Origin of the sequence: Streptomyces sp. NPDC014889, from assembly GCF_043081205.1 — a bacterium.
Taxonomy (GTDB): Bacteria; Actinomycetota; Actinomycetes; order Streptomycetales; family Streptomycetaceae; genus Streptomyces.
Genome location: NZ_JBIBWH010000007.1, coordinates 387,557 through 406,296, shown reverse-complemented (window position 1 = coordinate 406,296; position 18,740 = coordinate 387,557). Strand labels below are relative to the sequence as shown.

Below are 18,740 nucleotides of genomic sequence, written 5' to 3'. Positions count from 1 at the left end.
CGGGGGAGCCACGCGCTCCCGGCAGTGCTCAGGCGACGAACGTACGAGGGGACTCGCTCCCACCGGAGGTTCCCGCCTCCACCAGCCGGGCCGCCGCCGCAAGCCGCGTAGCCGCCTCCTCCGCCACCGCTCCCGCGACCGTGAACGGCAGCCGTACATAGCCCTCGAAGGCCCCGTCGACACCGAAGCGGGGACCCGAGGGGACACGGACGCCCACCCGCTCGCCGGCCTCGGCGACGCGGGAGCCCGAGAGGCCGCCGGTGCGCACCCACAGCGTGAGGCCGCCGCCGGGCACCTCGAACTCCCAGCCGGGCAGCTCGCGCCGGACCGCCGCCACCAGGGCGTCCCGGTTGTCGCGGGCCTGGACCCGCCGGACCTCCACGGCCTCCTCCCACCCCCCGGTGCTGAACAGCCAGTTCACGGCCAGCTGCTCCAGCACGGGGGTGCCCATGTCGGCGTAGGCACGAGCGGCGACCAGGCTGCGGATCACGTCGGGGGCGGCCCGCACCCAGCCGATGCGCATCCCGGCCCAGAAGGCCTTGCTGGCCGAGCCGACGGTGATCACCGTGGATCCGGCCGGGTCGAAGGCGCACACCCGGCGCGGCATCTCCAGCCCCGGATCCAGGTACAGCTCGCTCATCGTCTCGTCGACGACGAGCACCGTCCCGGCCGAGCGGGCCGCCTCCACCAGCCGGCGCCGCTGCTCCTCGTCGGCGAGCGCGCCGGTCGGGTTGTGGAAGTCGGCGACGACGTAGGCGAGCCGGGGCGCGGCCTCGCGCAGCACCTGGCGCCAGCGGTCCAGCTCCCACCCGGTGAGTCCCTCGGCCATGGCGACGGGCACGAGGCGGGCGCCCGCCTCCCGCATGAGCTGGAGGATGTTCGCGTAGGACGGCGACTCGACGGCGATGCGCTCTCCGCGGCCCCCGAAGAGGTGGCAGATGGCGTCGATGGCGCCCATGGCGCCCGTCGTCACCATGATCTGCTCGGGCATGGTGGGGATCCCGCGCGCGGTGTACCGCTCGGCGATCATCGACCGCAGTGCGGGCAGCCCGGCCGGATAGTCGCCGTGGGTGTGGGCGTACGGCGGCAGTTCCTCCAGCGCGCCCTGCACGGCGCGGGTGAGCCACGGTTCCGGGGCGGGCAGGGCCGCGGTGCCCAGGTCGATCACCGAGCCCAGCGCCTCCGGCGGCAGGGGCTCCAGTCCCCGCGCGGGCAGCGGATTGCCGGCCGGCACCGCGGTCCAGCTCCCCGCGCCGCGCCGGGACTCCAGGAATCCCTCGGTGCGCAGCGCCTCGTACGCGGCGGCGACGGTGGTGCGGCTGACGGAGAGGGAAAGGGCGAGTTCGCGCTCGGCGGGCAGCCGGGCGGCGACCGGGACCCGGCCTTCGAGCACCAGCAGCCGGATGCCGTCGGCGAACGCCCGGTAGGCGGGCGGGCGGCGTGAGCCCGGGCCCGCCGGGCGGTCCTGCTGCGACGTGAGCAGCCGAGCGAGCTGCGCGGCTCCCACTGCCGAGGTCCACTGCGCCATGACGACCAGTCCACCTTCCTAGAATTGGCCATGGATGGAACATCTGCCCCCACCACAGAGTGTCATCCACCAGGCCACTTCCACCACCAGGGGGACACTTTGTCCGCACCGGCCCGCCTAGGGCGCCGACTGATCCAGCTCTACGCCGGCCTCGTGCTGTACGGCGCGAGCTCCGCACTCCTCGTCCGGGCGGGCCTGGGACTGGAACCGTGGAACGTGCTGCACCAGGGCCTGTCCGAACTGACCGGCCTGACGATCGGCACGGTCGCGATCATCGTCGGCGCCGTGGTGCTGCTCCTGTGGGTCCCGCTGCGCCAGCGTCCCGGCGTCGGCACGGTCTCCAACGTCTTCGTCGTCGGTCTCGCCATGGACGGCACCCTGGCCCTGCTGCCCGACGCCCGCGCCCTGGCCGTCCGGATACCGCTGCTCGTGGCGGGCATCGTGCTCAACGGAGTGGCCACCGGCCTCTACATATCCGCCCGCTTCGGGGCCGGCCCCCGCGACGGGCTGATGACGGGACTGCACCAGCGCACCGGCCGCTCGATCCGCCTGATGCGGACGGCCGTTGAGGTGGCGGTCGTGGTCACCGGCTTCGTCCTCGGCGGCACGATCGGCGTCGGCACGGTGCTGTACGCGATCTCGATCGGCCCGCTGGCCCAGCTCTTCCTGCGGCTGTTCGCCGTTCCGGCGCCGGCCGGAGACAAGACCGTTGCCGCCGGGACACCCTGACGAGCCATACTGCGTGCGTGACCACGCCCGTACGCCACCCGTACCTGGACCATCCGGGGCCCATCCCGTTCGCGCACCGCGGCGGGGCGGCCGACGGGCTGGAGAACACCATGGCGCAGTTCCGGCGCGCGGCCGCACTGGGCTACCGCTACATGGAGACCGACGTCCACGCCACGGCGGACGGCCGGCTCGTCGCCTTCCACGACGCGACCCTGGACCGGGTGACCGACGGGGCGGGCCGGATCGCCGACCTGCCGTGGGACGACGTGCGCCAGGCGCGCGTGGCGGGCCGGGAACCCGTGCCGCTCTTCGCGGAGCTGCTGGAGACGTTCCCCGAGGTCCGCTGGAACGTCGACGTCAAGGCCGAGCCCGCCCTGCGCCCCCTGCTGGACGTGATCGAGCGGACGAACGCCTGGGACCGCGTCTGCGTCGGCTCGTTCTCCGAGGCCCGCGTGGTCCGGGCGCAGCGGCTGGCCGGGCCGCGGCTGGCGACCTCGTACGGCACCCGGGGGGTGCTGGCGCTGCGGCTGCGCTCCTGGGGCCTGCCGGCGGTGCCGCGCCGGTCCGCGGTGGCCGCGCAGGTGCCCGTCTCCCAGTACGGCGTCCCGGTGGTCGACGGCCGGTTCGTCCGCGCCGCCCACGCGCGCGGGCTGCACGTGCACGTGTGGACGATCAACGACCCCGCCCTGATGCACCGGCTCCTGGACCTCGGTGTCGATGGCATCATGACCGATCACATCGACACGTTGCGCAAGGTCATGGAGGAGCGGGGTGTCTGGGCCTGACGCCCCGGAACGCTCCCGTCCGCCGTCGCGGACCGTCGGCAACAGGGGAACCAGCGGGGAAGCGAGGGCACGGGGTGGGCAGTGACACCGTGCGGGCAGGGCAGGCCGGCGACGAGGCCGCCGACCGGCGCCGCGAGCAGCGCGGATGGTACTTCTACGACTGGGCGTGCTCCGTCTACTCGACGAGTGTGCTCACCGTGTTCCTCGGCCCCTATCTCACGGCGGTGGCCGAGTCGGCGGCGGACCCGGACGGGTTCGTGCATCCGCTGGGCATCCCGGTGCGGGCCGGGTCGTTCTTCGCGTACTGCGTCTCGGTGTCGGTGATCGTGGCGATCGTGCTGATGCCGATGGCCGGCGCGGCGGCCGACCGCACCGGCCGCAAGAAGCCGCTCCTCGCGGCCGCCGCCTACGTGGGCGCCGGCGCCACCACGGGCCTGTTCTTCCTGGACGGCCACCGCTATCTGCTGGGCGGTCTGCTGCTGATCGTCGCCAACGCGTCGGTGGCCGTGTCGATGGTCCTCTACAACTCCTACCTGCCGCAGATCGCCGCGCCCGAGGAACGGGACGCGGTCTCCTCGCGCGGCTGGGCCTTCGGCTACGCGGCCGGCTCACTGGTGCTGGTGGCGAACCTCGTCCTGTTCACCGCCCACGACTCCTTCGGCGTCTCCGAGTCGGCGGCCGTGCGCATCTGCCTGGCCTCGGCCGGTCTGTGGTGGGGCCTCTTCACGCTCGTCCCGCTGAAGCGGCTGCGCGACCGCCGCACCGCCCCCGCCGCGGCACCGGTCCACGGGTGGCGCCAACTCGCCGCCACCGTCAGGGACATGCGGGGCAAACCGCTCACCCTGTCCTTCCTGCTCGCCTATCTCGTCTACAACGACGGCATCCAGACGGTGATCTCGCAGGCCTCGGTGTACGGCTCACGGGAGCTGGGCCTGAGCCAGTCGACACTCATCACGGCGGTGCTGATGGTGCAGGTGCTGGCAGTGGCGGGGGCGCTCGGCATGGGACGGCTCGCCCACAGGTACGGGGCCAAGCGCACGATCCTCGGCTCGCTGGCCGCGTGGGCGGTCATCCTGGCGGCCGGGTACTTCCTGCCGGCCGGGGCGCCGATGTGGTTCTTCGTGCTGGCCGCCGGGATCGGGCTGGTGCTCGGCGGCAGCCAGGCGCTGTCCCGGTCGCTGTTCTCACACCTGGTCCCGCCCGGCAAGGAGGCCGAGTACTTCTCGGCGTACGAGATGAGCGACCGGGGCATGAGCTGGCTGGGACCGCTGCTGTTCGGGATCACCTACCAGCTCACCGGCAGCTACCGGGACGCGATCATCTCGCTGGTGGCGTTCTTCGCGATCGGGTTCGTGCTGCTCGCCCGGGTTCCGGTGCGCCGTGCGATCGGCGACGCCGGCAATCCGGTTCCCGAGCGGATTTAGCACTCAAGGCGAAAGGGCGGTAGTGTACGCGTTTGGCCTGCCAGGCGTACCGTTACTGCGTGTCAAAGATGCCGAAACGCTGGGTGACATCTCCTTACGGATGTGACAAACCGGGCGCCGGTGGGTACTGCACTGGTTGACAAGGCTGCGGCTACGACGGCGACGCATGACCCGGAACGGGACATCGGAACGGGAATCTTTACCGCCGACCGGACGTTGACCGGATGACGACGACAGCGACACCTGTCCTGTGGGCGACAAGCCCGGGAGGCACGATTCATGAGTGAGCGAGCTCTTCGCGGCACGCGCCTCGTGGTGACCAGCTACGAGACCGACCGCGGTATCGACCTGGCCCCGCGCCAGGCCGTGGAGTACGCATGCGAGAAGGGGCATCGTTTCGAGATGCCCTTCTCGGTCGAGGCGGAGATCCCGCCGGAGTGGGAGTGCAAGGTCTGCGGGGCCCAGGCACTCCTGGTGGATGGCGACGGGCCGGAGGAGAAGAAGGCGAAGCCGGCGCGTACGCACTGGGACATGCTGATGGAGCGGCGCACCCGCGAGGAGCTCGAAGAGGTCCTCGAGGAGCGCCTCGCCGTGCTGCGGTCCGGCGCGATGAACATCGCCGTCCATCCCCGGGACAGCCGCAAGAGCGCGTAGTCCCCGCCGGGGGCCGGGCCGATTCGCAGCGCACGCCACGCAGCACACCAATGGCAGCGGGCGCCGTACGATCCTGTACGGCGCCCGCTGCCATTGTGTTCTTTTCCGGGTTCTCCGGCAGCCCACGAGGGATTCGCCCCGGTTCCGGATGTCCCTCATGTCACCGGGTCAGCGGCGGGCGCTGCTCGTCCGGGGCGTCCGGCTCGTCCCTGATGACCTCGCCCTGGACCACCTTGCCGTCGGGGCGGTGGATGCGGACCTGCTGGAAGGCGTCGCCGAGGGTGCCGGGGCCGGCCTCGCGCAGCCTGCGGTCGACGGTCCGCCCGGCGTAGCGGCTCACGGCCTGCTGGACCGGCGGAAGCAGCAGGAGCAGGCCCACCGCGTCCGAGATCACACCGGGGATCATCAGCAGCAGGCCGCCCAGCATCATCAGGCCGTTGCCACCGCGGCGCGCGGAGGGGGCGCCGCCCTGCTGGAGTGCCTCGTTGAGGTTCTGGAAGGCGCGGCGGCCCGCCTGCTTGATCACCACCGCGCCGAGGACGACGCCGGCGACCAGCAGCGCGAAGACCGTGAACCCGCCCGCCGCTCCGGCGACCACCGTCAGCAGCCAGATCTCCAGCACGATCCACGCCACCAGCACCAGCGGCAGATACCGGCGGGGCCCGGAACGCCGGGGCCGGGCGGAGTACGAAGAGGTCGGAGCGCCAGTCGTCATGCTCCCAGTGTGCCTGGCGGCTGCTCAATGCCGGATAAGGGCCGGTGCCTCGCGCAGCAATCAGGCCGAATCCGGACGGAGGACCCTATGCCTGGGGCTTGCCGCCCCGGCCGGTGATCCTGGTCACCCGCTCGCCCACACCCCACGCGGTGACCCGCCACAGCGCCTCGACGAGGATGTCGCGGCTCATCTTGGAGTCGCCGTGCTCGCGCTCGACGAAGGTGATGGGAACCTCGACGACGTGGTAGCCGGCCTTCACGGCGCGGCGGGCCAGGTCGACCTGGAAGCAGTAGCCCTGCGAGGCGACCTCGTCCAGGCCCAGGCCCTCCAGCGTCTCCCGGCGGAAGGCGCGGTAGCCGCCGGTGATGTCCCGCAGGGGCAGGTCGAGGGCGAGGCGCGAGTAGGTGCTGCCGCCGCGGGAGATGAACTCGCGGGACTTCGGCCAGTTCACCACGCGTCCGCCGGGCACCCAGCGGGAGCCGAGGACCAGGTCGGCGCCCTTGAGGGCGGTCAGCAGGCGGGGCAGTTCCTCGGGCTGGTGGGAGCCGTCGGCGTCCATCTCGATCAGGACGCCGTAGTCGCGCTCCAGGCCCCAGCGGAACCCCGCCAGGTAGGCGGCGCCGAGTCCCTCCTTGCCCTTGCGGTGCAGCACGTGCACGTGCCCGTCCTCGGCCGCCAACTCGTCGGCGAGCTTGCCCGTGCCGTCGGGGCTGTTGTCGTCGGCCACGAGGACGTGCGCCTCGGGAACGGACGTGCGCACCCGGCTCACGATCGTCTTGATGTTCTCCGCCTCGTTGTAGGTCGGAATGATCACCAAGGCCGTGCCGAGCGGGCCGGGTCGCCTGTCCCGGGAGCCGGCCGCGGGGTTGCCGTCGCCGTCGTTCACTGCTGCCCCTTCATGTCCGTACGCAGGGGACCACCATAGTGGCCCCGGCCTGCGAGGACGTGACATCGCAGGCTGTACGGGGGTGTCGATTCGGCAAGAGCGGGGTAAGAGCGCTCGCTCCGATCGTGCCATGGAGTCCGCCCGCGCGGCGGATGGGGGCCCGGCGCCCTTCGGGCCGACCTGGGACCCGCTGGCTGCGGATCGACCGAAAGCCGTTGTCTACTGAGCGCCCGGGCCCCACCCCGGTCACACCTTGCCGACCGTCCGGAACGTTCCTCCGCGGACGCGGGCGCTGAGCCTGGCTCCCAGCGACGGTGACCCGGTGCGGCACACCGTCCCTGACCCAGCGGCGCCGTGACGCGGGAACGGAAGTTCCCCGGCCGGGCGTCCGGTGGTGGACCCGGCAGAACCTACCGGCCCGCTGCCGTCGCCTGTCAACCAGCGCCTTGACCTGTGCAAATACCCATGGCCGCCGGGCCGGTGCGGAGGATGCGCAGGTCGCGCGACCGAGCGGCGGGCGCGGGGCGGCGCCGTGCGCCCGCGGGAGATCACTCGCCCGGCCGTACGAACACCGTCCGTCCGCCCACCACGGTCCGCAGGCAGACGGGCAGGTCACGCCCAGGGGTGAGGTCGGGCAGTCCGGGCGTTCCGGAACGCGGGTCGGTCGACCAGCGCGCGACCCGGTCGTCGGGGGCCTGGACGACCAGTTCGCCGGTGCTCCAGACGGCGTAGTCCGCCGGTGCGCCGGGCACCAGGACGCCCGCGTCGTCCCGTCCGACCGCCCGCCAGCCCCCGCGGGTGTGCGCGGTGAACGCGGCGCGTACGGAGACACCGTGCCCGGGAGTGCGGTGGAAGGACGCCGCCCGGACCGTGCCCCACGGATCCAGCGGCGTGACGGGGCTGTCGGAGCCGAACGCGAGGGGGACGCCGGCGCGCAGCAGGGACGCGAACGGGTTCAGCGTCCGCGCCCGCTCGGCGCCGAGGCGCTGGGCGTACATGCCCTCCTCGCCGCCCCACAGGGCGTCGAAGGCGGGCTGTACGGACGCGGTGAGGCCGAGTTCGGCGAAGGCGGCGACGGTCTCCGGGGTGAGCATCTCGGCGTGCTCGACGCGGTGCCTGGCGGCGCGCACGCGGGCCAGGCCGACCTTCTCGGCGGCGGCGCGCACGCCGTCGACGACCGCGGTGACGGCGGCGTCGCCGATGGCGTGGAAGCCCGCCTGGAGGCCCGCCTCGGTGCAGGCGGCGACGTGGGCGGCGACGGCGGCCGCGTCCAGGTAGGCGGTGCCGGTGTGGTCGGCGTCGGTGTACGGCGCGTGCAGGCAGGCGGTGTGCGAGCCGATGGAGCCGTCGACGAAGAGGTCGCCCGCGGCGCCGAGGGCGCCCAGCCGGCGCGCCTTGTCGACGTCCTGCTCCGCCCAGTAGCCGACGACCCGGGGGCCCGGTTCGTCGGCGGCGAGCCGCAGCAGGTCCGTGAAGTCGTCCTCGGAGGAGATGCGCGGACCGCCGCACTCGTGCACCGAGCCGATGCCCAGGGAGGCGGCGCGGGCGAGCGCGGCGCGCTGCGCCTCGGCGCGCTGGGCGGGCGTGACGGCGGCGAACGCGGCCGCCCGCACGGCGTGGTGGGCGTCGGCGGTCAGCGGGCCGTCCACGGGCCCCTTGACCTCCGGTACGAGGTCGAGGAGCGCGGTGGTGACGACCGCGGAGTGCACGTCGATGCGGCTGAGGTAGAGCGGCCGTCCGCCGGTGGCCTCGTCGAGTTCGGCGCGCGTCGGGGGGCGTCCGCCGGGCCAGCGGGCCGCGTCCCATCCGTGGCCGAGCAGAACGCGGTCGTCCGGACGGGCGGCGGCGAAGTCCCGTACCAGGGCGAGCGCCGCCTCCAGGGTGGGTGCGTCGGACAGGTCGAGACCGGTGAGCGCGAGGCCGGTGGCGGTGGTGTGCACATGGGCGTCGGTGAACGCCGGGGCGACGAGGGCGCCGTCCAGGTCGACCACCTCGTCGACACCGTCGGCGAAGGCGTCCGCCGCCCCCTCCGAGCCGACCCAGGCCACCTGGCCCGCCTCCACGACCATGGCGGTCGCGAACGGGTCGGCGGGACTGTGGATCTCGCCCCTGCGCAGCAGGACGGTCCGGACCTCGGCAGCACGCTCACTCATGCCCCCAGTCTCCCGCCTCCCCCGAACCCCCCGGCAGGCAGGTCGCCCCGACGTACTCCGGCGCTCCGCCGGGGGCCCGCCAGGTGGGGTCAGACGCGGGGCGGGCGGGATTCGTACGGGGTGGAGAGGACCACCGTCGTACGGGTCGAGACGCCCGCCAGCGTGCGTACGCGGGCGAGCAGCTCCTCCAGCTCGTGCGGGGTGGAGACGCGGACCTTGAGGATGTAGTTCTCGTCGCCGGCGACGCTGTGGCAGGCCTCGATCTCGGGGACGCCGGCCAGGCGGTCGGCGATGTCGTCGGGGGCGCTGGGGTCGAAGGGTTTGACCGAGATGAAGGCGGTCATGGGCAGCCCCACGGCCTCGGCGTCGACGACCGCGGCATAGCCGCGGATGACGCCGCGCTGCTCCAGCCGGCGCACCCGCTGGTGCACGGCCGACGTGGACAGACCGGTGGCCTTGCCCAGGTCGGTGTAGCTCATCCGCCCGTCCTTGACGAGCAGCTGCACGATCTGTCGGTCCAGCTCCTCCATGGCGCAAGAACCTACAGGGCGCCTGAACTCCCGGGACAGCCGAACGGCCCGGGTCGTGCCCCGTTGGCGGACAAACACACCACGGCGGGCACCTGCGGGCGGCATGTGACCAACGCCACACGCCTCGAAGCCCCTCCGTGATGCTCTCGTGATTACCGGCGAGACCGGACGGGAAGTGCTTGCTGTGGTCGAGGCCGCAGCGCCTTCACGGCCCAGCCTTAGGGGGAGAATCCCATGCAGAGTCTCAAGCGCCCTGGTCGTTCTGTGCCCAGGCGACGGCAGTCGGTCGTCGAGCTCCAGCCGGAGTGGCTCGAATCCGATACCGACGACGATGCGGACGGCGCCGAAGCCGACGCCTACGACACCTTCGAGATGTACCGGGTGATGTGCCCGGAGTGCGCGCAGCCCATCGCCCTGCTGGCGGACGAGGAGGTGCTCCCGGAGCACGCGCTGTGCGCCTCGCCGTGGAACCCGTTCGGGCTCACGGTCTGCGCCGGTACGGGCCGCTGGGCGTCCGAGGCCCGGCCCGCGGACGAGTCCTTCGATCCTCAGGAGCAGGACACCGCGCTGCTGTTGACGCTTCCGCAGGGACTCGACTGGCGCACGCAGCCGTTCTCGCACGTCGGCGGTCCGGGCTCCCGCCCGATGCGCGTGCCGCAACTGCGCCGGTACGCCGCCTGAGCGGCGCCGCGGCAGCGCCGGGCACCCTCGTCCGCCCCCGCACCACGGCCGGGCACGCCGGCCGCCGTGGTGCCCGAACAGCCCACCCGCGTTCCCGGAGGGCCGCAGGCCCGGACGCCGGTGAACTCACGCTCGATTCCACCGGGCGGTGACCTGTCCGCCGTACGCCGCGTTGCCCGGGTATGACCACCACGCATCCGGCAGCCGGACGACGGCGGCGCATCTTCGTGCCGCCGCCGCCCGCAGAATCGGTTCCGCCTGCGCCTTCTCAGCCCACGGACCCGCCGATCTACCGCGACCTGATGCGCGCCTGGGCCGACCGGGGCCGCACCCTGCCGGGACGGCACGACCCGGAGTGGGTCCGCCTGGCGGCGCCACCGGCCGGTCTCGCGCAGCTCAGCGGGTCTCGGGACCCGCTACGTGACGGGCGATGACCATCCTCTGGATCTGGTTGGTGCCCTCGACGATCTGCAGGACCTTGGCCTCGCGCATGTAGCGCTCGACCGGGAAGTCCGTGGTGTAGCCGTATCCGCCGAGCACCTGGACGGCGTCCGTGGTCACCTTCATGGCCGTGTCCGTGCAGAACAGCTTGGCCATGGCCGCCTGCCGCGCGAACGGCAGGCCCGCGTCCCGCAGCCGCGCCGCCGCCAGGTACAGCGCGCGGCCCGCCTCGATCTGCGTCGCCATGTCGGCGAGCATGAAGCGCAGGCCCTGGAAGTCGGAGATCGGCCGTCCGAACTGCTGCCGGCCCGCGGCGTAGCCGACCGCCTCGTCCAGCGCGGCCTGGGCGAGGCCGATGGCGCAGGCCGCGATGCCGAGCCGTCCGGAGTCGAGCGCGGACAGGGCGATGGCGAAGCCCTGTCCCTCCTCCCCCAGGCGCCGGTCGTCGCCGACCCGGACGCCGTCGAGGTGGATCTGCGCGGTGGGCGAGCCCTTGAGGCCCATCTTCTTCTCCGGGGCCGCGGCGCTCAGGCCCTCGGCGTCGCCCGGCACCAGGAAGGCGGTGATCCCGCGCGGGCCCCGCTCACCGGTGCGGGCCATCACCGTGTAGAAGTCGGCGACGCCGCCGTGGGTGATCCAGGACTTGGTCCCGGTGAGCACCCAGCCGTCGCCGTCCCGGACCGCCTTGGTGGTGAGCGAGGCGGCGTCGGAGCCGGAGGCCGGCTCGGAGAGGGCGTAGGCGCCCAGCAGGCCGCCGCCCAGCATCGCGGGCAGATGCTCGACCTGCTGCTTCTTGCTGCCGTAGGCGGCCAGTCCGTAGGAGGCGAGGGTGTGCACGCTCAGGCCGAGGCCGACGGTGAGGCGGGCCGCGGCCAGTTCCTCCAGGACCTGAAGGTAGACCTCGTAGGGCTGGTCGCCTCCGCCGTACTCGGAGTCGTAGGGCAGGCCGAGCAGGCCGGAGCGGGACAGCAGAGTGAAGGCCTCGCGCGGGAAGAGTCCCGCGTCCTCCTCCTCGGCCGCCTTCGGGGCGATCTCGTGCTGCGCGATGTCGCGGACGAGCGAGATCAGATCCCGGGCCTCCTCCGTGGGCAGTTGCCGGTCCACCGGCTGCGGGGCGCGGTCGGGCATGGCGACGCTCTCCTCCCTTTCGGGCACATCGGCGGATGTGCGCCTTGGGTGGGGCGGCTCCGCCGGGGTCGTTCTCGGGCCCAGCCGGGTGTCGGCGATCCCGGGTCACGGTAGCTGCTGACCAGCGGCTGTGCGCTGTGAGTATGCCCGATCCGGGGCATCTCGTCACCGGTTAACGAGCGCTTACTTCCAGAAATCCTGAGGGTCCGAAATTGGTCCGAACCATTGACGCACTGGTCTAGTCCTCCTAGGGTGCCCCGGACCAACGCATTCCGCGTTCATGCCAAATCGGCACGATCCCCTCTCCCCCACGAGGAGACACCGATGCACACTCCGCACCGCCTCCGGGCGCTGCTGTCCACCGCCTGTACCGTCGCCCTCGGCGCAGGGCTGCTCGCCGGCGCGAGCACGGCCACCGCCACCCCCACCCGGTCCGCCGCCCCGTCGGCCGCCGAGGGCTCCAAAGTGGTCGGCTACTTCACCGAATGGGGCGTCTACGACCGCGGCTACCACGTCAAGAACATCGAGACCTCCGGCTCCGCGGCGAAGCTCACCCACATCAACTACGCCTTCGGCAACGTCACTGGCGGCCGGTGCGCCATGGGCGACGCCTACGCGGCGACCGACCGCGCCTACACCGCCGACGAGTCGGTGGACGGGACCGCCGACACCTGGGACCAGCCGCTGCGCGGCAACTTCAACCAGCTCCTGAAGCTGAAGGAGAAGCACCCGGGTCTGAAGGTGCTGTGGTCGTTCGGCGGCTGGACCTGGTCGGGCGGCTTCGGCGAGGCCGCGAAGGACCCGGCCGCCTTCGCCCAGTCCTGCTACGACCTGGTCAACGACCCCAAGTGGGCGGGCGTCTTCGACGGCATCGACATCGACTGGGAGTACCCCAACGCCTGCGGCAACACCTGCGACACCAGCGGCCGCGAGGCCTTCACGAACCTGATGACGGCGCTGCGCGCCAAGTTCGGCGGCGACGCGCTGGTCACCGCGGCGATTCCGGCGGACGCGGGCGACGGCGGCAAGATCGACGCGGCCGACTACGCGGGCGCCGCGGCCCATGTCGACTGGTACAACCCCATGACCTACGACTACTTCGGCGCCTGGGACGCGACCGGGCCGACGGCTCCGCACTCGCCGCTGACCTCCTACTCCGGCATCCCGAAGGAGGAGTTCACCGCCTCGGCGACCATCGCCAAGCTCAAGGACCTCGGGATCCCCGCCTCGAAGCTGCTGCTCGGCATCGGCTTCTACGGGCGAGGCTGGACCGGCGTCACCCAGGACGCCCCGGGCGGCACCGCCACGGGCCCGGCCAACGGCACCTACGAACAGGGCATCGACGACTACAAAGTGCTCAGGGACACGTGCCCGGCGACCGGCACGGTGGGCGGCACCGCGTACGCCAAGTGCGGTGACGAATGGTGGAGTTACGACACTCCGCAGACCATCGCGACGAAGATGGCGTACAAGAACGACCAGAGCCTCGGCGGCACGTTCCTCTGGGAGCTGAGCGGGGACACGGCGAGCGGCGAGCTGATCAAGGCGACCGACTAACCGGGCGTCGCGACGGGGCAAACGTTGCCTGTCGCGGCACTAGCGCCGCGTTCTGGACGCGGGGCGGAGGGCGAGTCCCCCTCCGCCCCGTTTTCTTCTCGTCCCTTGCTCCTCAGCCTTCTCGGCTTTTCTCAGCCGTCGCGGCGGGCCGGTGCGGGGGCCGGGTGGGTCGGGTCGATCTCCTCGATGGCGCGCAGCGTGCCGCCGAGGGTCTTCACCAGCAGGTCGCGCATGGTGTCCCGGGAGAGTCCGGGCCGGCCGATCCAGTCCAGGGTGGCGCCCTCGACACTGCACACCCAGGCGAGCAGCCCCATACGGGCCACCGGGGCGATGGCGGTGCGGCCGTAGGCGCCCTCCGCGATGGTCGCGACGATGGCCTCGCGCACGCCGTCCCGGATGGCGTGCACCTCGGTGTCGAAGCCGACGCCGCCGCTGACGATGGTGCGGTAGGCGGCCTGGTTGTGCTCCGCGTAGTGCAGGTAGCCGTCGATGGTGCGGTGCACCCGGTCCACGGCGGGCATGTCCAGGCCGCGTGCCGCGAAGGTGACCAGGTCGGCGACGGAGTCCTCGATGATCGCCAGGTAGTAGCCGCGTTTGGACCGGAAGTAGTAGTAGATCAGTCCCTTGGCCACATGGGCCTGCCGGGCGATGTCGTCCATCGAGAGGGCGTCGTAGGAGGTGTCGGCGAACAACCTCCGCCCGATGGCGAGGAGTTCGGTGCGACGACCCGCGGAGCGCTCGGTGCCGCGCACCCGGCCGGGGGGCCTCCCCGCCCGAACGGAGTCGAGAGCGTGCGGGAGGGCGGTCTCACGCGGTTGCCTGATGTTCAATTCGACCCTGGCCTCCAACTGGCGGTCGGACCACCGCAGTATGGCAGGCCGGCCGGGCGTGGAGGCAGGGCGCCGGAAGGCCCCGGTCGCCCGGGGCCCTCGTACGCGCGCGCTTTCGGTCAGCTCACGCCCACGGCGGCGAGCGCCTTGCGCTGAGGGCCGGTGAGACGGGCCGGGAAGTACAGGTAGCAGATGCCGCCGGAGCCGGAGGCGACCTTGCCGGAGGCGTTGTAGCGCTTGGTCCTGAGCCAGATGTTCTCGAACTCCCGGCGGCGATACACGCGCCGTACCGCCGAATCGTTCGGCGAGGCCGGGTCGTTGGCGATGACGTCGCCGTCGGCGGTGAAGCCGATGACGGTCATGAGGTGGCCGTTGGTGCCGTAACCGGCCCCGGTCAGCTCGGTGTTGAGGAAGGACTGGGAGGTTATGGCCGGGATGCCGGCCGCGATCAGCGTCTCCAGGTCGGTGAGCGAGCCCAGCCGGGTCACCACCCCTTGCAGGTCCTTGAAGGTGGCGGCGTAGGCGGCGTTGAACGGCCAGTTGCCGCAGCCCTGGTACTGGTGGTCGTACGTGTAGCGGGCCGCGTTGCACACCTGCGGGTCGGCGTAGGACGGGTCGACCCAGGACAGTTGACCGGGGGTGAGCCGTCCGCCCCAGTACTCGATGATCATCTGCGAGGAGGTCGGGCTGCACCAGGCCTCGCCGCCGTTGTCGTACTCGGGGTACTGGCCGGAGTGGATCGACTGCGAGTAGCGCGGGACGATCAGCTCCTTGGCCAGACCGGGCACGGAGGCCGGGACGGTGAAGCGGTCGGGGATGTCGGAGCCCATGGCGCCGATCCGCCAGACCGTCGGCGTGAGCCGGGTGCCGGGCCTGCGGTGGAGGGTGAGCCGCAGCCGGTAGGAGACGAGACGCAGACCGGAGGCCGGGTCGTCCAGGGAGAAGGTGTCCGTCCAGATCGTGCTGCGGCCGTCGCTCTGGCCGTCGACGGAGGTCCGTTTGATGTCCTGGTCGCCGGCCGCCCAGCGGCCCATCACGTACCAGGGGGTGTCCGTGCCGTCGGAGTACGTGCCCCGCAGCTCGACCTGGATCCAGGTGCCGGCCGGGGTGTGCGCGTTCCAGGAGGCGACCGCCTCCGTGGCCGGCACGGACAGCCGGTGCGCCGGGCTGGTCCAGGTGGCGTACTCCCAGGTCGCGGTCGTGCCGGTGTGGGGGTCGGTGTAGTCGGAGGTGCCGGCGGGCCTCTCGATCTCCAGTCCGGGCCGGGCGCCCGCGACGGCGCGGGTGCCGCGGGCCGTGCCCGCGCGCCAGTCGGTGTACGTGGTCCAGGAGTGGTGGTCGACCGGGCGGGCCGGGGCGGCTCCGGCGCCCTTGGCGCCGGCGGCGGGGGCGGCCGTGGCGGCGGCGGCCACCGGGGCCGCACCACCCGCCATCGCCGCCGCGGCGACCGCGACGGCCAGGACGGATCTGCGGGACGGCTGTTCGGCTCTGCTCATGGGTGGATGACCCCCAGGTGTCCGACGTCGGGGCGGGCCCGTGGCTGCGCCCACTATGGCCGCGCCGTCCGGCTCCTGCCAGCACTTCGACATACGCCACGCCCACCAATATTGGTCTCCACCACTGGCATGACCTGCGCGGAGTCCCCTCCCCGCCGGGCAGCCGGCCGCGCGCGCCGGCCATCGCGGCCACCGGTGGGGCGGGGAGCGGTCACTAGAATGACCACCGAGAACACGCCGTCGCCCTCCTCGTACTCCGGGAATCGCCATCCGCGCCCTCGCCGCCTTCCTCCGTGATGCGCCGCCGTCCTGCGGGACCGTGCGGCTGATCGGTGTCGACGGGCACGCGGGGTCCGGGAAGTCCACGTTCACGGGGAAGTTGGCCACGGCGCTGGGGGGCGCGCCCGTACTGCACCTGGACGACGTCGCGAGCCACGAGGGGCTCTTCGACTGGGAGGGGCGGCTGCTGAGGGAGGTCGTCGAGCCGCTCAGGCGGGGGGCGACGGCACGCTACGCCCCCTACGACTGGCGGGCGCGGCGGTTCCGGGCCGCGCGGGCGCTGCCGCCTGCGCCCGTGATCCTGGTCGAGGGCGTGGGCGCCGGACGGCGGGCGCTGCGCCCGTATCTGGCCCACCTGCTGTGGATGGATCTGCCGTGCGAGGAGTCCTGGGCGCGAGGCCGGTCGCGGGACGGGGAGGCGCAGCGGGAGTTCTGGTCCGGGTGGGTCGGGGCGGAGCGGCGGCACTTCGCCGAGGACCCCTCGCGGCCGTTCGCGGATCTTCTGGTACGGCAGTCACCAGAGGGGTACGCGGTGCTTCCGGGGCCTGCCGGGACCGTTGGACCGGACCTGTTCGTCACCCACGGTGACGGGCCGTCGGCAATGTGCTGAACTTGTGAAGACCGTTGTCGCCAACTTTCCCGAGTCCCTCAACTCCGCTTGACCCGGGGGCCGTACAGGTCTTACGTTCTCAATGAGCGGTCATCGCGTACCGCCCGCAGACACGAAGCCCCCGGTTGTTCCCCCGTGATCGGGGGCTTCGTTCTGCCCTTTTCGCGTTCTCCGGACGCTGCGTGACGTCATTTGCTCACACTCGGTCACCACGCCGGGTGCGTCCCGTCCGCCCCCGCCTCGCCGAACGGCGCGTGCGGCACCCTTCGGCGCGCGGCGGCCCCACGGGTACCATGCCCTCGGTGCGAACTTCGAACGACTGCTTCGCGCACCTGCAACTCCGGTCCGCGGTACAGCGGTTCGACCACAGGAAGCCGTCAGGTGGATGCCTGGCGGCGAACCTTCGGGGGCACGGTTTGTGGGGGACGTGATGGACTTCGGCACGCAGGGCCCGAAGGCCCCGGCCGACCTCGCGTGGCTGCGAGGCGTGGACGCCTACACCATGGGCGCCTATCCGCAGGCGGAGGAGGAGTTCCGGGCCGCGGTGCGGCTGGACCCCGCGATGGCCGACGGCTGGCTCGGCCTGCACGCGCTGCGCGTCGACACGACCACCGCGCTGCTGAGGATGTTCCGGCACCGCGAACGCTTCGGCGAACAGCGCGCCCGGCACCGCCGCACCCTCAACTCCTGGTACTGGCTGGGCTGGTGGGTGCAGCCGGTGCTGGAGAGTCCGCGCGACCTGCTGCTCGCGCACGCCTCGCACTGGCTGGACGGCCGGCACGTCCCCGAGCTGGACCGCGCCCTCGCCGGACTGCCGCCGGTGGACGCCGACGCCCAGGTCCGCTTCCTGCACGCCTGCCGCGCCTACCTCGTCAAGGACTGGGAGCAGCTCGTCCGGCACACCGACCCGCTGCTCGACGATCCGCTGCTCGGCATCGAGGCGGGACTGTTCGGCGGCATGGCCCGGGTGCGCCTGGAGATGTACGGGCAGGCCGAGCCGCTGCTGTCGGCCGCGCTGATGCGCTGCCGCAGCGAGCAGCCGCAGCGCAAGGAACTCAGGTACTGGCTTGCACGGGCGCACGAGGGCACCGGCCGCAGCGCCGCGGCGCTCCCCCTGTACCGGGCGGTGCACCGGGTCGATCCGGCCTTCATGGACACCTCGGCACGGCTCGCGGCGATCGCCGAGGGCGACGGCTACGAGGACACGGCCGGTCTCGCCGCGATCACCCTCACCGGCCTCGGACAGGACCTCATGGACGGTCCGGATCTGCTGGACCCGCTCTTCGGCGCCGAGGGCCGGGACCTGAAGCTGTCCGGGACCGATCTGCCGGTGACCGGTCCGCTGCCGTCGGTGGCCGATCCGTCGGTGCGCCGGCGCACACCGGCCGCCGACCCGCCGCTGCCCACCGGGCCGACCGACCCCGCTTTACTGGAGGAGGCACTCGCCGAACTCGAGCGCATGGTGGGCCTGGAGCCGGTGAAACGGCAGGTCAAGGCCCTGTCGGCGCAGTTGAACATGGCGCGGCTGCGGGCCGGGCAGGGGCTGCCCGTGCAGCCGCCCAAGCGCCACTTCGTCTTCTCCGGCCCGTCGGGCACCGGCAAGACCACCGTGGCCCGCATCCTCGGCCGTGTCTTCTACGCGCTCGGCCTGCTCGGGGGCGACCACCTGGTGGAGGCGCAGCGGGCCGACCTGGTCGGCGAGTACCTGGGGCAGACCGCCGTCAAGGCCAACGAGCTGATCGACTCCGCGATCGGCGGCGTGCTCTTCGTCGACGAGGCCTACTCGCTGTCCAATTCCGGCTACGGCAAGGGCGACGCGTACGGGGACGAGGCCCTTCAGGTGCTGCTCAAGCGGGCCGAGGACAACCGCGACCACCTGGTGGTGATCCTGGCCGGCTATCCCGAGGGCATGGACCGCCTGCTGGCCGCCAACCCCGGGCTGTCGTCGCGCTTCACCACGCGGGTGGACTTCCCGTCGTACCGGCCCGCGGAACTCACCGAGATCGGCAAGGTGCTCGCGGCGGAGAACGGCGACATGTGGGACGACGAGGCCCGCGACGAGCTGCACTCGATCGCCGGGCACGTGGTCGACCAGGGCTGGATCGACGAGCTCGGCAACGGGCGGTTCCTGCGGACCCTGTACGAGAAGAGCTGCGCCTACCGGGACCTCAGGCTGTCGACGTACCCGTCCACACCGACGCGGGACGACCTGTCGACCCTGCGCCTGCCGGACCTGATGCAGGCGTACGGCGAGGTCCTGTCGGGCCGGGGGCCCCAGGACCCGTCGGGGGTGTGACGGACGGATCCCGGAGCC

The 18,740-nt window shown here is 72.4% G+C and carries 17 protein-coding genes; 9 read left to right on the top strand and 8 right to left on the bottom strand.

Going from position 1 to position 18,740, the window contains the following annotated elements; all coding sequences use genetic code 11:
* Positions 1–28: 28 nt before the first annotated feature.
* On the bottom strand, positions 29–1,528 hold the full coding sequence (locus tag ACF09J_RS16890) for a PLP-dependent aminotransferase family protein (protein WP_392306170.1): 1,500 nt from the start codon (positions 1,526–1,528) through the stop codon (positions 29–31).
* 99 nt (positions 1,529–1,627) lie between these two features.
* Between ACF09J_RS16890 and ACF09J_RS16885 the strand changes: the two genes are divergently transcribed.
* The 4 genes from ACF09J_RS16885 to ACF09J_RS16870 all read left to right on the top strand — a co-directional run bounded on the left by ACF09J_RS16885 (position 1,628) and on the right by ACF09J_RS16870 (position 5,120).
* Positions 1,628–2,257: a YitT family protein gene (locus ACF09J_RS16885; protein WP_392306169.1), complete on the top strand. Its 630-nt coding sequence runs from the start codon at positions 1,628–1,630 to the stop codon at positions 2,255–2,257.
* A gap of 17 nt (positions 2,258–2,274) precedes the next feature.
* On the top strand, positions 2,275–3,042 hold the full coding sequence (locus ACF09J_RS16880) for a glycerophosphodiester phosphodiesterase (protein ID WP_392306168.1): 768 nt from the start codon (positions 2,275–2,277) through the stop codon (positions 3,040–3,042).
* Positions 3,043–3,116: 74 nt separating this feature from the next.
* Positions 3,117–4,466, top strand: a complete 1,350-nt coding sequence (locus tag ACF09J_RS16875; RefSeq protein WP_392306167.1) for an MFS transporter — start codon at positions 3,117–3,119, stop codon at positions 4,464–4,466.
* A gap of 279 nt (positions 4,467–4,745) precedes the next feature.
* Positions 4,746–5,120, top strand: coding sequence for an RNA polymerase-binding protein RbpA (locus ACF09J_RS16870; RefSeq protein WP_003977404.1), 375 nt, complete (start codon positions 4,746–4,748; stop codon positions 5,118–5,120).
* A gap of 160 nt (positions 5,121–5,280) precedes the next feature.
* Here the strand turns inward: ACF09J_RS16870 and fxsA are convergent, their stop codons facing one another.
* The 4 genes from fxsA to ACF09J_RS16850 form a co-directional block, all read right to left on the bottom strand.
* A complete protein-coding gene (fxsA, locus tag ACF09J_RS16865) occupies positions 5,281–5,835 on the bottom strand; it encodes an FxsA family membrane protein (RefSeq protein ID WP_392306166.1) in 555 nt (184 codons plus the stop codon).
* A gap of 85 nt (positions 5,836–5,920) precedes the next feature.
* Positions 5,921–6,721, bottom strand: a complete 801-nt coding sequence (locus ACF09J_RS16860) for a polyprenol monophosphomannose synthase (protein ID WP_392306165.1) — start codon at positions 6,719–6,721, stop codon at positions 5,921–5,923.
* A 548-nt stretch (positions 6,722–7,269) separates the two neighbouring features.
* Complete coding sequence (locus tag ACF09J_RS16855) at positions 7,270–8,874, bottom strand: amidohydrolase (RefSeq protein WP_392306164.1); 1,605 nt, start codon at positions 8,872–8,874, stop codon at positions 7,270–7,272.
* An 89-nt stretch (positions 8,875–8,963) separates the two neighbouring features.
* A complete protein-coding gene (locus ACF09J_RS16850) occupies positions 8,964–9,404 on the bottom strand; it encodes an Lrp/AsnC family transcriptional regulator (protein ID WP_390833124.1) in 441 nt (146 codons plus the stop codon).
* Between the two features lie 234 nt (positions 9,405–9,638).
* Here ACF09J_RS16850 and ACF09J_RS16845 point away from each other — a divergent pair, with 234 nt between their 5' ends.
* Together ACF09J_RS16845 and ACF09J_RS16840 are read left to right on the top strand one after the other, a co-directional pair.
* The gene (locus ACF09J_RS16845; RefSeq protein WP_392306163.1) at positions 9,639–10,085 is read left to right on the top strand and encodes a hypothetical protein; all 447 of its coding nucleotides are present in this window, start codon (positions 9,639–9,641) and stop codon (positions 10,083–10,085) included.
* Positions 10,086–10,267: 182 nt separating this feature from the next.
* Entirely contained in the window at positions 10,268–10,519 is a 252-nt protein-coding gene (locus ACF09J_RS16840) for a hypothetical protein (RefSeq protein WP_392306162.1), read from the top strand.
* Here ACF09J_RS16840 and ACF09J_RS16835 read toward each other — a convergent pair.
* Positions 10,482–11,654, bottom strand: a complete 1,173-nt coding sequence (locus tag ACF09J_RS16835) for an acyl-CoA dehydrogenase family protein (RefSeq protein WP_392306161.1) — start codon at positions 11,652–11,654, stop codon at positions 10,482–10,484. The genes ACF09J_RS16840 and ACF09J_RS16835 overlap by 38 nt on opposite strands.
* Positions 11,655–11,978: 324 nt before the next feature.
* Between ACF09J_RS16835 and ACF09J_RS16830 the strand changes: the two genes are divergently transcribed.
* The gene (locus ACF09J_RS16830) at positions 11,979–13,211 is read left to right on the top strand and encodes a glycoside hydrolase family 18 protein (RefSeq protein ID WP_392306160.1); all 1,233 of its coding nucleotides are present in this window, start codon (positions 11,979–11,981) and stop codon (positions 13,209–13,211) included.
* A 131-nt stretch (positions 13,212–13,342) separates the two neighbouring features.
* Here ACF09J_RS16830 and ACF09J_RS16825 read toward each other — a convergent pair whose 3' ends face one another.
* Both ACF09J_RS16825 and ACF09J_RS16820 read right to left on the bottom strand, forming a co-directional pair.
* Positions 13,343–13,963, bottom strand: a complete 621-nt coding sequence (locus tag ACF09J_RS16825) for a TetR/AcrR family transcriptional regulator (protein WP_392306159.1) — start codon at positions 13,961–13,963, stop codon at positions 13,343–13,345.
* A 197-nt stretch (positions 13,964–14,160) separates the two neighbouring features.
* A complete protein-coding gene (locus ACF09J_RS16820; protein WP_392306158.1) occupies positions 14,161–15,537 on the bottom strand; it encodes a peptidase C39 family protein in 1,377 nt (458 codons plus the stop codon).
* A 268-nt stretch (positions 15,538–15,805) separates the two neighbouring features.
* On the opposite strand from ACF09J_RS16820, the gene ACF09J_RS16815 reads away from it, so the two are divergent.
* On the top strand, positions 15,806–16,426 hold the full coding sequence (locus tag ACF09J_RS16815) for a uridine kinase (protein ID WP_392306208.1): 621 nt from the start codon (positions 15,806–15,808) through the stop codon (positions 16,424–16,426).
* 430 nt (positions 16,427–16,856) lie between these two features.
* Positions 16,857–18,722: an AAA family ATPase gene (locus ACF09J_RS16810; protein ID WP_392306157.1), complete on the top strand. Its 1,866-nt coding sequence runs from the start codon at positions 16,857–16,859 to the stop codon at positions 18,720–18,722.
* Positions 18,723–18,740 lie beyond the last annotated feature (18 nt).

What these genes read in the sequence shown, in the direction of transcription:
- ACF09J_RS16890 (WP_392306170.1), bottom strand. Translation starts at nt 1,528, where the DNA reads ATGGCGCAGTGGACCTCGGCAGTGGGAGCCGCGCAGCTCGCTCGGCTG.
- ACF09J_RS16870 (WP_003977404.1), top strand. Translation starts at nt 4,746, where the DNA reads ATGAGTGAGCGAGCTCTTCGCGGCACGCGCCTCGTGGTGACCAGCTAC.
- fxsA (WP_392306166.1), bottom strand. Translation starts at nt 5,835, where the DNA reads ATGACGACTGGCGCTCCGACCTCTTCGTACTCCGCCCGGCCCCGGCGT.
- ACF09J_RS16855 (WP_392306164.1), bottom strand. Translation starts at nt 8,874, where the DNA reads ATGAGTGAGCGTGCTGCCGAGGTCCGGACCGTCCTGCTGCGCAGGGGC.
- ACF09J_RS16850 (WP_390833124.1), bottom strand. Translation starts at nt 9,404, where the DNA reads ATGGAGGAGCTGGACCGACAGATCGTGCAGCTGCTCGTCAAGGACGGG.
- ACF09J_RS16845 (WP_392306163.1), top strand. Translation starts at nt 9,639, where the DNA reads ATGCAGAGTCTCAAGCGCCCTGGTCGTTCTGTGCCCAGGCGACGGCAG.
- ACF09J_RS16840 (WP_392306162.1), top strand. Translation starts at nt 10,268, where the DNA reads ATGACCACCACGCATCCGGCAGCCGGACGACGGCGGCGCATCTTCGTG.
- ACF09J_RS16835 (WP_392306161.1), bottom strand. Translation starts at nt 11,654, where the DNA reads ATGCCCGACCGCGCCCCGCAGCCGGTGGACCGGCAACTGCCCACGGAG.
- ACF09J_RS16830 (WP_392306160.1), top strand. Translation starts at nt 11,979, where the DNA reads ATGCACACTCCGCACCGCCTCCGGGCGCTGCTGTCCACCGCCTGTACC.
- ACF09J_RS16820 (WP_392306158.1), bottom strand. Translation starts at nt 15,537, where the DNA reads ATGAGCAGAGCCGAACAGCCGTCCCGCAGATCCGTCCTGGCCGTCGCG.
- ACF09J_RS16810 (WP_392306157.1), top strand. Translation starts at nt 16,857, where the DNA reads ATGGACTTCGGCACGCAGGGCCCGAAGGCCCCGGCCGACCTCGCGTGG.